The 13,489-nt window shown below is 68.1% G+C and carries 13 protein-coding genes; 12 read left to right on the top strand and 1 reads right to left on the bottom strand.

What is annotated here, in order from left to right:
• Position 1: 1 nt before the first annotated feature.
• From ACLD0W_RS18060 to ACLD0W_RS18050, 3 genes are all read left to right on the top strand, one after another.
• Entirely contained in the window at positions 2-1,129 is a 1,128-nt protein-coding gene (locus tag ACLD0W_RS18060; RefSeq protein ID WP_410308839.1) for a JmjC domain-containing protein, read from the top strand.
• 10 nt (positions 1,130-1,139) lie between these two features.
• Positions 1,140-1,571 (top strand): GNAT family N-acetyltransferase, encoded by a 432-nt coding sequence (locus tag ACLD0W_RS18055; protein ID WP_204428807.1) that lies wholly within the window; start codon positions 1,140-1,142, stop codon positions 1,569-1,571.
• Positions 1,572-1,649: 78 nt separating this feature from the next.
• Positions 1,650-1,814, top strand: a complete 165-nt coding sequence (locus tag ACLD0W_RS18050; RefSeq protein ID WP_410308838.1) for a hypothetical protein — start codon at positions 1,650-1,652, stop codon at positions 1,812-1,814.
• Positions 1,815-1,822: 8 nt separating this feature from the next.
• On the opposite strand, the gene ACLD0W_RS18045 is transcribed toward ACLD0W_RS18050, so the two are convergent.
• Positions 1,823-2,497 (bottom strand): tRNA (guanine(46)-N(7))-methyltransferase TrmB, encoded by a 675-nt coding sequence (locus tag ACLD0W_RS18045; RefSeq protein ID WP_410308837.1) that lies wholly within the window; start codon positions 2,495-2,497, stop codon positions 1,823-1,825.
• A 104-nt stretch (positions 2,498-2,601) separates the two neighbouring features.
• On the opposite strand from ACLD0W_RS18045, the gene ACLD0W_RS18040 reads away from it, so the two are divergent.
• From ACLD0W_RS18040 to ACLD0W_RS18000, 9 genes are all read left to right on the top strand, one after another.
• Positions 2,602-4,722 carry a hypothetical protein gene (locus ACLD0W_RS18040; RefSeq protein ID WP_410308836.1) on the top strand — a complete coding sequence of 707 codons (2,121 nt, stop codon included), beginning with the start codon at positions 2,602-2,604 and terminating at the stop codon, positions 4,720-4,722.
• Positions 4,719-6,428, top strand: a complete 1,710-nt coding sequence (locus tag ACLD0W_RS18035) for a toxin-antitoxin system YwqK family antitoxin (RefSeq protein WP_410308835.1) — start codon at positions 4,719-4,721, stop codon at positions 6,426-6,428. Before ACLD0W_RS18040 ends, ACLD0W_RS18035 begins: the two co-directional genes overlap by 4 nt.
• 83 nt (positions 6,429-6,511) lie before the next feature.
• Positions 6,512-7,297 (top strand): hypothetical protein, encoded by a 786-nt coding sequence (locus ACLD0W_RS18030; RefSeq protein ID WP_410308834.1) that lies wholly within the window; start codon positions 6,512-6,514, stop codon positions 7,295-7,297.
• 222 nt (positions 7,298-7,519) lie between these two features.
• Positions 7,520-8,653, top strand: coding sequence for an ABC transporter substrate-binding protein (locus tag ACLD0W_RS18025; protein ID WP_410308833.1), 1,134 nt, complete (start codon positions 7,520-7,522; stop codon positions 8,651-8,653).
• Between the two features lie 3 nt (positions 8,654-8,656).
• Positions 8,657-9,529 (top strand): branched-chain amino acid ABC transporter permease, encoded by an 873-nt coding sequence (locus ACLD0W_RS18020; RefSeq protein ID WP_410308832.1) that lies wholly within the window; start codon positions 8,657-8,659, stop codon positions 9,527-9,529.
• A 2-nt stretch (positions 9,530-9,531) separates the two neighbouring features.
• Complete coding sequence (locus ACLD0W_RS18015; protein WP_410308831.1) at positions 9,532-10,518, top strand: branched-chain amino acid ABC transporter permease; 987 nt, start codon at positions 9,532-9,534, stop codon at positions 10,516-10,518.
• On the top strand, positions 10,515-11,303 hold the full coding sequence (locus ACLD0W_RS18010) for an ABC transporter ATP-binding protein (RefSeq protein WP_410308830.1): 789 nt from the start codon (positions 10,515-10,517) through the stop codon (positions 11,301-11,303). Before ACLD0W_RS18015 ends, ACLD0W_RS18010 begins: the two co-directional genes overlap by 4 nt.
• Complete coding sequence (locus tag ACLD0W_RS18005; protein ID WP_410308829.1) at positions 11,300-12,028, top strand: ABC transporter ATP-binding protein; 729 nt, start codon at positions 11,300-11,302, stop codon at positions 12,026-12,028. Before ACLD0W_RS18010 ends, ACLD0W_RS18005 begins: the two co-directional genes overlap by 4 nt.
• 118 nt (positions 12,029-12,146) lie before the next feature.
• Positions 12,147-13,373, top strand: a complete 1,227-nt coding sequence (locus ACLD0W_RS18000; protein WP_410308828.1) for an FAD-dependent monooxygenase — start codon at positions 12,147-12,149, stop codon at positions 13,371-13,373.
• The last annotated feature ends 116 nt before the right edge of the window (positions 13,374-13,489 follow it).

Raw genomic sequence — 13,489 nt, 5'->3', positions numbered from 1 at the left:
CGTGACCCAGCCCCTGCCCCGCTTCACGCTGCCGCTGGCGCCGGAGGATTTCCTGGCCCGCCACTGGCAACGCGCGCCCCTGTTCATGCCCGGCGCCGCCGCCGGGCTGGCGCACCCGGACGCGGACACCCTGGCCGGCCTGGCGCTGGAACCGGAGGTGGAGTCGCGGCTGATCCAGGGCGCCGGCGACGGCCCCTGGAGCCTGGAACAGGGCCCGCTGGAAGCGGAACGCTTCGCGGAACTCGGCGAGCGCGACTGGACCCTGCTGGTGCAGTCCGTGGACCACTACCTCACCGAGGTGTCGCTGCTGCTGGACGACTTCCGGTTCCTGCCGGGCTGGCGGCTGGAGGACATCATGATCAGCTACGCCGCCGAGGGCGGCAGCGTGGGTCCCCATTACGACCAGTACGACGTGTTTCTGGTGCAGGCCGCCGGTCGGCGGCACTGGCGACTGGGCCCGGAGTGCGACGACAGCAGCCGGCTGCGCGGCGACGTGCCGCTGAAAATGCTGGCCGACATGCCGGTGACCGGGGAGCACATCGCCGGCCCCGGGGACGTGCTCTACCTGCCGCCGGGGGTGGCTCACCACGGCGTCGCCCTGGACAGCGACTGCATCACCTGGTCGGTGGGCTTCCGCGCCCCGGATTACCGGGATCTGCTGGCGGAAATGGTGGCCGAGACCCTGGCCGACGCCGCGCCCACCCTGTACCGGGATGCCGGCCGCGTGGCGCCGGCGGACCCGGGCCGGCTCGAGGCCGGCGAGCGCGAGGCCATGCTGGAGCAGGCCCTGGGCCTGTTCGACCGGGCCGCCGCGCGCAACGCCCTGGCCCGCTGGCTGAGCACCCCGCGACAATCGGGACTTGATTTTCTGATCGACCCGGCGCACATTCGCGCCGCCGATTCCGACGCCGTCCTGGTTCGCCATGGCGGCGTGCGTCTCCTGGTGGCGGACGACACCGCCTGGCTCAACGGCGAGCCCTGGCCCCTGCACGGTGGCCAGCTCGCCCTGGCCGGGCTGCTCGCCCGCCAACGCCGCTACACCGATAAGGAATTGGCCGCGGTGCTCGACGCCGACGGCCGCGCCCTGCTGGACCATTGGATGGACCAGGGCTACTTTGCCGAGCTTTGACGAGAACGCCATGGGCTTTAGCTTTACCATCATCGAAACGTCCTGGGACGAACACCGCGATGAACTGAGCGCGCTGCGCGAGCGCGTCTTCATCGGCGAACAGGGTGTTCCCGAGGAACTGGAATGGGACGGCGCCGACCACGCCGCCCGCCACTTCCTGGCGCTGGATGACCAACAACGACCGATCGGCTGCCTGCGCCTGCTGGGCAGCGGCCAGATCAGCCGCCTCTGCGTGCTGGAAACCCACCGCAACAGCGGCGTCGGCCGCGCCCTGCTGGTGGCCGCCGAGGAAGCCGCTCGCGCCGCGCGCATGGGCGAGATTTTCCTGTACGCCCAGACCCACGCCACCAGCTTCTATGAAACCGCCGGCTTCAGTGTCTCCGGCGGCATCTTCATGGACGCCCACATCCCCCACCGGCAGATGTTCAAACTGCTCGACTGAGCGGCGCCGCACTGGCGGCGCCGGTGAAAATCGGCATCATGGTGAGTAACAATAACCACTCCCGGCGGGGGGACGACGATGGCGCTTTTTGACGGGTTGATCGCTTTGATCGTGGTGGGGCTGGCGTTGATGGCGGCGGGTTTCGCCGGCCGCCAGTACAACTGGGGCGTGGCGCTGCTGGCGGCGGGCACGATCTGCATGCTGGCCACCATCGCCTACAAACTCTACCTGACCTTCAACTGACCTGACCGTCAACGGGGCGGACGCGCCGTCTCGGCCACCAGCTCCCAGAGCCGCTGGCCGCTGTTGCGGTATTTGTCCTCGAAATCGGTGAGCGCCAGAGCGCCGACCTCCGCCTCGCTCAGGGTCGCCGCGCGGCCCGCCAGGGCCAGAGCGGCGGCCATCTCCCGGGCATAGAGCGCCCAATTGGTACGCAGCACCAGGGTGCCGCCCAGCGCCAGCAAATGCGGGAACACCGGGTGGCCATGCCAGCGGCGCTTCAGATGGGCGCTTTTCGGCCAGGGGTTCGGGTACAGCAGATAATGCCGCCAGGGCCGCCAGCCGGCCTGCTCGGCGAGCCGCCAGAAACCGCCGCAGTCGGTGCGCACCAGCAGCACGTTGTCCGGTATGTCGAAGCGCCGTGGTGCCCGCGCCAGACGGTGGGCGGACTGATCCAGCCCCAGCACCAGCGCGTCCGGATAGCAGTGCGCCAACCGCACCGAGGAGCGTCCGGTGCCGCACCCGGAATCCAGGATCAGCGGCCGGTCACGATCACCCACCCACTCCCGCGCGCGCTGGAACGCGGCCCGATCATGGTCCGCCAGCGGCGCCCGCCACGCATGGTCCAGATGACGGCGCACGGTGGCCTCCAGGGCCGGATGCAGATCGTCCTGATTGCTGGTCACGGACCGGCTGTTCCCCACCATCAGCTCTCTCTTTTTTTGCCGGGTGTTTTTCACAATTTTCGTTTACAGCGCCCCGTGACGCAGCGGCATTCGCTACACTTCGACGCTGACGGAGAGCTCTTATTATGCGTTTTTTACTGCCTTTTTTCTGCCTTTTCCTGCTGGCGGCTTGCCAGGACAACCGCGCCCCCGACGCTGATTACGAAGACGACTTTCTGCTCGTCGCCCACCAGACCCTGAAGCGTGCCGACCGCGACTACGGCCAGGACATGCGGCTGCAGGCGATGGTCCGCAACCGGGTGGACGACGACGCCGGCGGCGGCCTGTGGATCCGCACCACCCTGCCCTGGATGCGCCTCGGCAGCGGCGAACTGGACACCCGCAACCTGGCGACGCTGGGTGAGCGCGCCAAGCCGCTGCGCCGCTTCCTCGACACCGGCACGCTGAGCCGGGTGGAAGATGGCGAAATCACCGAAACCCGCATCGCCGACCCGGCGCTCCACGCGGAAATGGTGGAGCGCTTCGGCGACAAGGTGGAACAACTGCTGGATCAGGCCACCGCCACCGCGGTGCCGCTGCCCGACGATCCCCGGCCCGGGGATACCTGGCAGGCCAGCGCCTCGCTGTGGGGTCTGCCCAAGGTCACCGCCGACTACCGGGTGCTGGCCCGTGACGGCGACCGGGTGCTGATCGCTCTGACCCTGGACGGCGACGGCGTCACCGGCCAGGCACGCATGATCGCCCGCTGGCCCTCCGGCATGCCCGAGGCGCTGCGCCTGCAAAGCAGCCTGCCGGTGCCGGAACAGGACGCGCGCATGGAGCAACGACTGGTGCTGATCAGCCAGCAGCACTACCCCTACCCGGTGCAGGACTGGGACGTGGACCCGATGCAGGTGGAGATGTACGCGGACCGCACCGAGCGCGAACTGCGAGAGCCGCGCATTCTGTCCCCGGACCAGCGCCAGCCGATGCGCGATGACGCCTATGTGGACACCCTGCTGGACAGCCTGGAGCAAAGCCTGTTCTACAAACGCGACGAGCTGGAAGACACCCGGCTGCTCACCGAGGGAGACTGGACCCTGGCCACCCCGTTGCAGCAACAGGCCAGCTTCCATCTGACCGGCTTCGACGGCCCGGCGCCGGACGGCCTGCTGCTCAACCGGCTGGGCGAGAGCGGCGGCTTCTATGGCCTGGCCTCGCCGATCCCCTCGGACATCGGCCGCGACCCGCTGGTGCTCACCGGGGACGGCAAGTTCGACGCCGACCAGCCGGTGAAGATCACCGGCGCCGCCCGCATCTGGACCGACGGCGAACCGGTTATCGTGAAACGCGACGGCGACACGCCGGAGGCGCCGAAAATCCTCGACTGGCAGGACCGGCGCGTGGACCTGCAACTGGGCGGCGACCAGGGTCACTGGCGCGCCGAGCCCCTGGACGCGGACGGCGAGCCGCTGCCCTACGCGGTGGTCTACCGGCCCTACCAGCAGGCGGACACCTCCGCCGAAGTCTTCGTGGGCCGCCTGACCCTGGGCCCGTCCCTGGACCAGATCACCCTGATCACCGAGGCACCCATCGCCGCTCTGCGCCTGACCCCGCTCAAGGAAAGCCAGCGCCCGCTGACGTTTACCGTGCGGCCGCTGCCGCGGGACGGGCCGCCCGGCCTCAACCCCGGCGGCGTGCGCCACCAGCCCTCACCGCTGCCGGAGGTACCGGACGACACCGAGGCGCTGCTGGAGGGGCTGACCCTGGAGGGTCTCGACGACAACCGTCTGCGGGTCACCGGCCCGCCGGGGCTGCGGCTGTGCACCCTGACTCCGGAGGATGGCGCCGAGTTTCACGGCACGCCCCTGCGTTTCGTTTGGGACAAGGGCAGCGCCCGCGAGGGCATCGACCCGGGTTTCGAGCTGCGCACGGAAGACGACGAAATCCGCTACTTCTACGGCCGCGAACTGCGTTTCCAGGCCCGCTGCCCCACCGAGGTGGACACCGTCACGCTGACCCGCGAGCAGCCCGGCTGCGCGCGCTTCGACGGCGACGACGGCGTGGCACTGGGCGACGATTGCGGCGGCATCGAGGGCCTGGACTACGCCGCCCTGGACGACACCGGCCTGGCCCTGGAAACGCTCGGCGAGGACGACCAGGGGGTACGCCGCTTCTGGGGCAAGGTCAAGGAGGTGCGGCTGCTGCGCGCGGACGGCGAACAGCACCGTGATCTGCGGGCCGACTTCGCGGAGGTGCCACAATGAAACCGACCCTGATGCCCACCGCGCTGGTCACGCTGGGCGCCCTGCTGCTCGGCGCCGGCGCCCACGCGGAGCGCCGCTACTTCAGCGAATACGGCTACCCGGTCGACAAACCGGACAACGCCTTCTACTACGTGGAGGTGCCGCTGCCGGAGAATCCGGACGGCCCCGGTTATCGCTTCCAGGCCCACTACCAGGACGGCGACGCCCTCTACGCGGAAGGGGTGCGCAGCGGGCCCGGCAAGGACGATCAATGGCTCGGCGACTTCCGCTATCTGTACCCGGACGGCCAGGTCAAGGAGAAGGGCCATAACGATGAGCAAGGCCGCCCGGACGGCGAACTGATCACCTACTACGAAAACGGCCAGGTGGAGAAGTACAAGCCGTACCGCGACGGCAAAATGAACGGCGTCGAAAAAATGTACGACGAGGAAGGCAACCTGCTGCTGGAAAGGCCCGTCAAGGACAACCGCCCCGACGGCATGCAGATCAGTTATTACCGGGAAAACGGCGGCCCGGACGGCGGTCAGATTCAGGAGGAGCGACGCTACCGCGACGGCGATTACGACAATTTCTACAACCGCTACGACCGCGACGGCAACCGCATCGGCCATGCCGACTTCACCGCCCCCGGGGTGTTGATGGCCTGGAACCGGCGCGGCGACGGCAGTTATTCGCGCCGCGAAGCCCACTTCTTCCGGGACGATCAGGGCCGCTTCCGGGACGGCGCGCCGCAGTGGCTGTCTCTGATGGCCGATCATAACCGCGACGGTTCGCCGAGCAGTGTCAGTCTGCGTTACCCGCAACAGAACAGCCAGTGGCGGATCGGCTTCAACGGCGACACCGTGGTGAGGCTGGAACACTGGGTCAAGCGTGTGCAGCAAGGGCCGGCCATCGCCCCGCTGGGCAACGGTGGCCGCGAACAGGGCCAGATGCGCGACGGCCTGCGCACCGGCACCTGGGAAGCCTACGACGACGACGGCCAACTGGTCCGGGTCATGCACTACAAAAAAGGCCGGCTGGACGGCGACTGGCGTGAACGCAGTGGCCCGGACGGCCAGCGCTGGACCCACAAACACTACAGCCAGGACCAGGAAGACGGCCCCTGGCGCACCGAGAACGCCGACGGCGAGGTGGTCGAGTCCGGCCACTACCGCCAGGGCCAGCCGGTGGGCGACTGGCGCACCCTGGAGGACGATGGCCGGGTGCGCGACGCCCACTATGTCGACGGCGAGCTGGACGGCGACTGGACCCTGCATTCCGCCGACGGCGAGCTGCTCGCCGAGCGCCATTACCGGAACGGCCAGCGGACCGGCGAATGGACGCAGTACGACGACAGTGGCCAGTTGCTGTCGCGGGTGCCCTACCGCGACGGCCGACGGCACGGCGACGTGTTCGAGCGGCGCGACGACGGTGTCCAGGTGTACGCCCGCTTCGACAAGGATCGCCTGGACGGGCCCTACCGGGAAACCACCGCCGAGGGCTACCCGAGGCTGGAAGGCCACTACCAGGACGGCAAGCGTCAGGGCCGTTTCGTGGAATACGGCGAGCAGGGCCGGGTGGAGGAGATCACGCCCTACCGGGACAACCAGCCGGACGGCGAAGGCTGGATCCGCGACCGCCAGGGCAAGCTGGTGCCGGCCCGCTGGGAACAGGGCCGTCTGGTGGCGCCCTCGCGGTCGTCCGGGCGCCCGGGGGCGGCGCGGTGAGCGGCCCGGCGCCCTGTTGATCCCCGCGGGGTTGGGGCTATGATGGTTTTTCCCGCGCTTTTTCAGCCAAAGGAATGCTGATCATGGCCCCTGCCCGCTCCGTCCCCGCGCACCGGTCGCCGCCGCTGAAATGGCTGGCGCTGGCGATCCTGGCCGCCTCGATGTGCGTTCTGTTCGCCCTGCCCCGCGCCGGCCAGGCCCAGGCCCTGTCGATCCATGTGATCCAGCGCGCCGACGCCCAGGCCCTGGTGCCGGTGATCCGACCGCTGCTGCCTGAAGGCGGCTATGTGAACGCCTATCAGGGCAAGCTGATCATCCGCACCAGCACCGCCAACTTCGACGAGATCCTGGCCGCCCTGGGCGACATGCCGGAGGCGCCGCGCACGGTGGCCGTGCATCTGCGCCGCCGGGCCGGTGGCGAGAGCGCCGGCGGCGGCATCCGGGTCGGCCCCGGCGGCGTCAGCGCCGGCGCCGGCAGCGTCACCCGCCAGCGCCAGGACGATTACCGCATCAACACCCTCTCCGGCCACGCCGCGGCCATCGGCCAGGGCACGCTGGTGGCGCTCACCGGCACCCAGTACCCGGCACTGATGAGCCTGCGCCAGGGTATTGAGGTGCGCCCCATGCTCACCGGCGACGGCCGGGTGCGGCTGGACATCGCCCAGCGCTTCGAACGGCCCGCCGGCGGCGGCACCGCCGAGATTCAGGGCGCCGCCAGCACCCTGATGATGGTGCCCGGCCAATGGCAGCCCCTGGGCGCCATCACCGTCACCGAGGACAGCAGTGCCGCCGGCCTGGGCGGGGCCGACCGCCACAGCGAACGGCTGTCCCTGCCCCTGGAAGTGAAGGTGGAACTGCAAGGCGACTGATCGCCCCGTCACGGGGCGGTTTTCGTTGCGGCGCACCAAAACAGCCCTCTTCAGACGCCCTCCGGCGCCGCCGGCCGTCCCGTATTCTGGTCCGCAACTTGCTATGAGAGCCACAGCGCTTGTAAATTTACTAACCGATTAATTAATATGTCGGTCAGTCGCGCTAACAACAAAGTTCAACAGGAGATAACGACGATGAGAAAACTGATTCTGGCTCCCATAATGGCGACTGCCGTGCTGGCCTCCGCCGCGGCTCCGGCCCAGGACACCGTCAAGATCGGGCTGATCCAGCCGCTCACCGGCTCGGTGGCCTACAACGGCACCGCCGACGCCAACGGCGCGCGGCTGGCCGTGAAGCAGCGCAACGCCGCCGGTGGCGTGCTCGGCAAGCAGGTGGAACTGATCATCGAGGACGGCCAGTGCAGCCCGGCCAACTCGGTGAACGCCGCCGAGAAGTTGATTCAGCGTGACCAGGTGGTGGCCCTGGTGGGCGCCTTCTGCAGCTCCGCCACCTCGGCGGTGATGCCGGTGGCGCGCAAGTACAAAACGCCCTTCCTCACCGGTGTGTCCTCGGAAGCCAGCCTCACCGAGAAAGGCAACCCCTACTTCTTCCGCTCCGCCGAAACCGACGGCCTGCTCGGCCAGGCGTTCTCCCGTCTGATCGTCGACAACCTGGGCCTCAAGAAGGTGGCCTATATCGGCGTCAACGACGACTGGGGCCGGGGCAGCGCCAAGGCGTTCGAGCAGGAGCTGTCCAGCCACGGCGTCGAAACCACCATGATCGAATACTTCAACCATGGCGCCACCGACTTCTACACCCTGCTCACCAAGCTGCGCGGCTCCGGCGCCGATGGCGTGTTCGTGGCCGCCGAGACCCAGGACGGCTCCACCCTGGTCAAGCAGATCAAACAGTTCGGCATCGACATGGACGTGTTCGGGGTGGGCTCCTGGGCCACCAGCGATTTCATCAAGATCACCGGTGACGCGGCGGAAGGCATCTACGCCGCCGTGCCCTATGTCTCCAACCTGCCCGGCGAACGCAACCAGCGCTTCGTGAAGGACTACAGCGCCGCCTATGACCATGCCCCCGGCAAGTACGCCGCCGCCGGCTACAACTCCCTGAACATCATGATGGACGCCATCGACCGGGCCGGCGGCACCGACGCCGGCGCCATCGTCGACGGGCTCCATGCCACCGACTACGAGGCGCCCAACGGCCGCTACCGGTTCACCCGGAAAGGCCAGGGCTATGGCTTCGAGGCGGCGCTGGTGCAGATCCGCGACGGCCACACCGAGGTGGTCGCCACCACCCGTATCGCCGACCCCGAGGCAGGCAGCGCCAAGGACGGGCAATAATCCATGGATATGCTGTTGCAGTTTGTCGCCAACGGTCTGGTGTCGGGGGCGTTCTACGCGCTCTCGGCCCTGGGCCTGACGTTGATCTTCGGGCTGATGCGGGTGGTCAACTTCGCCCACGGTGAGCTGTATATGCTGGGCGGGGTGATGGGCTGGCTGGCCACCACCGTGCTGGGCCTGAACTTCTTCGCCGGGCTGGCACTGACCCTGGCGGTGATGGGCGCCTGCGGCTGGCTGGTGGACCGCTTCCTGATCGAGCGGGTGCGCGACCAGGGCGAGGAGCCCAGCATTCTGCTCACCATCGGGCTGTCGATCTTTCTCACCAACACCGCCCTGCTGCTGGTGGGCACCGCGCCGCTGACCATCGAAGGCCCGTTGCCCAACAAACCGGTGTTCCTGGGCCCGGTGGTGCTCACCGAGCTGCGCGTGTTCGCGGTGGCCGCCTGCGCGGTGCTGATTCTGGCCGCCCATCTGGTGATCCGCCACACCCGCCTGGGGCGCGCCATGCGCGCCACCTTCCAGGATCCGATGGCAGCGCGGCTGGCCGGCATCAACACCGCCCGGGTGTACGCCAGCACCTTCGCCCTGGGCACCATGCTGGCGGCCTCCGCCGGCATGGTGCTGGGCTCCATCTATTCCACCCATGTCAGCGCCGGCGGGCTGGTCAGCCTGAAGGCCTTCGTGGTGGTGATCCTGGGCGGCATGGGCAGCTTCGCCGGCGCCATCGTCGGCGGCCTGATCCTGGGCGTGGCCGAAGCCCTGTGGGGCGGCTACATCTCCACCGGGACGGTGGACATCATCGGCTTCATCATCGTGATCCTGACTCTGATCTTCAAACCCTACGGGCTGTTTTCAACCCAGGTGGAGAGGGCCTGAGCATGAAATTCGAACGCAATACCCTGCTGGTGCTGGGCCTGATCGCCCTCGCCTTTCCCCTGCTGGTGGGCAACCAGTATCTGCTGCACATCGGCATCATGGTGCTGCTCTACGCGATACTCGCCACCAGCCTCAACCTGATCGTCGGCTACGTGGGCGAGTTTTCCCTGGGGCACACCGCCTTTCTCGGCCTGGGCGCCTACACCGCCGCCCTGCTGTCCCTGCGGCTGGGGTTGCCGGCCTGGGCCACCATCCCGCTGGCCGGGGTGGTGTCGGCCCTGTTCGGGGTGGTGATCGGCGCCATCACCCTGCGGCTGCGCGGCCCCTACTTCGTGATCATCACCCTGGCGTTCGCCGAGGTGTTGCGGCTGATCGCCAACAACTGGGTGGATTTCACCAACGGCCCCATGGGACTGTCCGGGGTGGCCCAGCCGGCGCTGCTGGCCGACGCCTCGCCGCTGATCGCCAAGCGCTTCTATTTCTATCTGGCCCTGGCGCTCACCGCGGTGTCGCTCTACCTGGCCTACCGCTTCGTGTACTCCAACAACGGCCGCGCCGCGGTGACCGTGCGCGAGAACCGCTTCGTGGCCCAGTCGGTGGGTATCCGCCCGTTCGTCTACGCCATGCGCGCCTTCGTGCTGGGCGCCTTCCTGGCCGGGCTGGCCGGGGGCTTCTACGCCCACTACATCACCTTCGTGGGCGCCAATGTGTTCGGCTTCGCCTTTATGGTGAGCATGATCATCATGGTGCTGATCGGCGGCAAGGGCACCCTGATCGGACCGCTGCTGGGCGCCCTGCTGGTGACCCTGCTCACCGAGTACCTGCGTGAACTGCAGGAGCTGCGTCTGTCCCTGTTCGGGCTGATCGTGATGGCGGTGGTGCTGTTCCTGCCCAACGGCCTGATGGGCTTTCTCAACCATCGTCGCGAGCGCGGCGACCGCGCCGAGCCCGACGACGGCGCCACCCGCGTACAGGGAGGTCCGGCATGAACCCGACGCAAAGCGACGCACCGCTGCTCACCGTGGAGGGCCTGAGCAAGACCTTCGGCGGCATCAAGGCGGTGCAGGACATCGACTTCCAGGTGAACCGGGGTGAAGTGTTCGGCCTGATCGGGCCCAACGGCGCCGGCAAGACCACCTGCTTCAATCTGATCACCGGCTTCTACACGCCCACCACCGGCCGGGTGGCTTTCCAGGGCCAGGACATCACCGGCCAGAGCCCCTACCGGATCGCCCGCCGGGGCCTGGTGCGCAGCTTCCAGAAAACCAATGTGCTCAAGCCGCTGACGGTGTTCGAGAACGTGCTGGCCGGTCATTACCTGAGCGCCCGGCAGAGCCTGCTGGCAACCTTCTTCCCCACCGCGCCGGTGCGGCGGGCGGAACGGGAGGCCCGCGACAACGCCGCCCGGCTGGTGACCCTGCTGGACCTGGGCGCGCGCATGGACACCCCGGCCTACCGGCTGTCCTGCGGTGAACTGCGGTTGCTGGAAGTGGCGGTGGCCCTGGCCGCCCGGCCCACCCTGCTGATGCTCGACGAGCCGGCGGCGGGCCTCAACAGCCAGGAGGCCATGCGTTTCGGCGGCATCCTCAAGCGGCTGCGCCGCGAACAGGTGCCGTCCATCGTCATCGTCGAACACAACATGAGCCTGGTGATGGACGTCAGCGACCGGGTCATGGTGATGGACTTCGGGCGCAAGCTGGCGGAAGGCAAGCCGGCCGAGGTGAAAAACAACCCACAGGTGGTGGAAGCCTATCTGGGGAGGGCACGGGCATGACCGCGAGCCATAACAACACCCTGCTGCAGGTGCGCGACCTGCACGTGGCCTACGGCAAGATCGCCGCTCTGCACGGCGTGGATCTGGCGGTGGGCGAAGGCGAAACCGTGGCGCTGATCGGCGCCAACGGCGCCGGTAAGAGCACCATCCTGCGGGCCATCTCCGGCCTGCTCAAACCGAGCCGGGGCAGCATTGTCTGGGACGGCCAGGAGATCGCCGGCCGGCCCGCCGAGAAGGTGGTCGCCGCCGGCATCGCCCACTGCCCGGAAGAACGCCACGTGTGGCCGGCCATGACGGTGCGCGAGAACCTGATCCTGGGCGCCTTTCTGGTGGGCTCCAAGCAGCAGGTGGAAGAACGGGTGGGCATGGCCTTCCATCGCTTTCCCCGACTGCGCGAGCGCTACAAGCAGATGGCCGGCACGCTCAGCGGCGGTGAACAGCAGATGCTCGCCATCGCCCGGGCGCTGATGTCCGAGCCGCGCCTGCTGCTGCTCGATGAACCGAGCCTGGGCCTGTCGCCGAAAATGGCCGACGAGGTGTTCGAGGTGGTTCGCGAAATCAACGGCCACGGCGTCACCGTGCTGGTGGTGGAGCAGAACGTGCACAACGCCCTGGCGGTGGCCTCCCGGGCCTATGTGGTGGAAACCGGCACCATCAGCACCGAGGCGGACAGCGCCACCCTGCTCGAGGACCCGGAGGTGTTGAGCGCCTATCTGGGCGCCTGAACAGCCGGTTACGGCTGACCAGCGTCACCACCGACGGTTACCACCGAAAAGGCGGTCGCGCCCCGTTATCGGCGCACCGCCATAATTAATTAGTTGAATATTTAATAAGGAGTATTCCATGTCTGAGCAACTTCGTGTCGGCATCATCGGCGGCGGCATCGGCGGCGTGGCACTGGCCCGGGCCCTTGGCCGTCGCGGCATCGATTTTCACCTGTTCGAGCAGGCGCCGGCGTTCGGCGAAGTGGGCGCCGGGGTGCAGATGACCCCCAACGCGGTGAAAGTGCTCAAGGCCCTGGGCCTCACCGAGGCCCTGGACGAGATCGGCTTTCTGCCGGAATCCATGCGCGGCATCAACTGGCAGACCGGTGAGACCCTGTTCCGCACGCCGCTCAAGGACGCCTTCCCCCAGGTTTACGGCGCCGAGTTCTACCATGTGCACCGGGCCGACCTGCACGGCATCCTGGCCGCCGACCTGCCGGCGGACAAAGTGACCTTCAACGCCCGCTGCACCGGCATCGAAGAACAGGACGACGGCGTGCTGGCCCGCTTCGCCGACGGCGGCGAGTTCAAGGCCGACCTGGTGGTGGGCGCCGACGGCATCCATTCCCCGGTGCGCGCCTCCCTGTGGGGCCACGACCAGCCTCAGTTCACCGGCCATATGTGCTGGCGCGCGCTGGTGCCGGTGGAGCAGCACCCGCTGCCCTTCGTGGGCCCGGACGCCGCCTTCTGGATGGGCCCCAAGGCCCATGTGGTCACCTACTATGTGAAAGGCGGCCAGGCGGTGAACATCGTCGCCGTCACCGAGACCGCCGACTGGGTGGAGGAATCCTGGACCGAACCGAGCAGCACCGAGGAGCTGCTGGCCGCCTACGAAGGCTGGAACGACGACCTGATCCGTCTGTTCAAAATGACCGACCCCAGCCAGACCTTCAAATGGGGCCTGTTCGACCACGACCCGCTGACGCGCTGGTCCACCGACCGGGCCACCCTGCTCGGCGACGCCGCCCACCCGATGCTGCCGTTCCTGTCCCAGGGCGCCGCCATGGCCATCGAGGACGCCTATGTGCTGGCCGAGGCGCTGACCCACTATCAGAGCGACACCGCCGCCGCCCTGCGCGCCTACGAGCAGGAGCGCCGCCCGCGCACCGCCGAAGTGCAGCTGCAGGCCCGCGAGCGCGGCCGCAGCTACCACCTGTCCACGCCGGAAGAACTGCGCAAGCGCGACGAAGCGTTCCGCGAAGCACAGAAAAAGGACCCCAACGCGGTGGGCATCCGCGCCGAGTGGATCTACGAGTACGACGCCACCACCTGCGCCGAGCGGTTCGACGCCACCGCCACCGCCTGATCGGAGCCCAGCCATGCAAAGCGCGGATAAAAAAAACCTCTATCGAATCGGCCAGATCGTACCGAGCTCCAACATCACCATGGAGACCGAGATTCCGGCCATGCTCACCGCCCGGC

Source organism: Alloalcanivorax sp. C16-1, from assembly GCF_046507805.1.
In the GTDB taxonomy this organism is placed as follows: Bacteria; Pseudomonadota; Gammaproteobacteria; order Pseudomonadales; family Alcanivoracaceae; genus Alloalcanivorax.
This window is presented reverse-complemented; position numbering and strand designations above follow the sequence as displayed.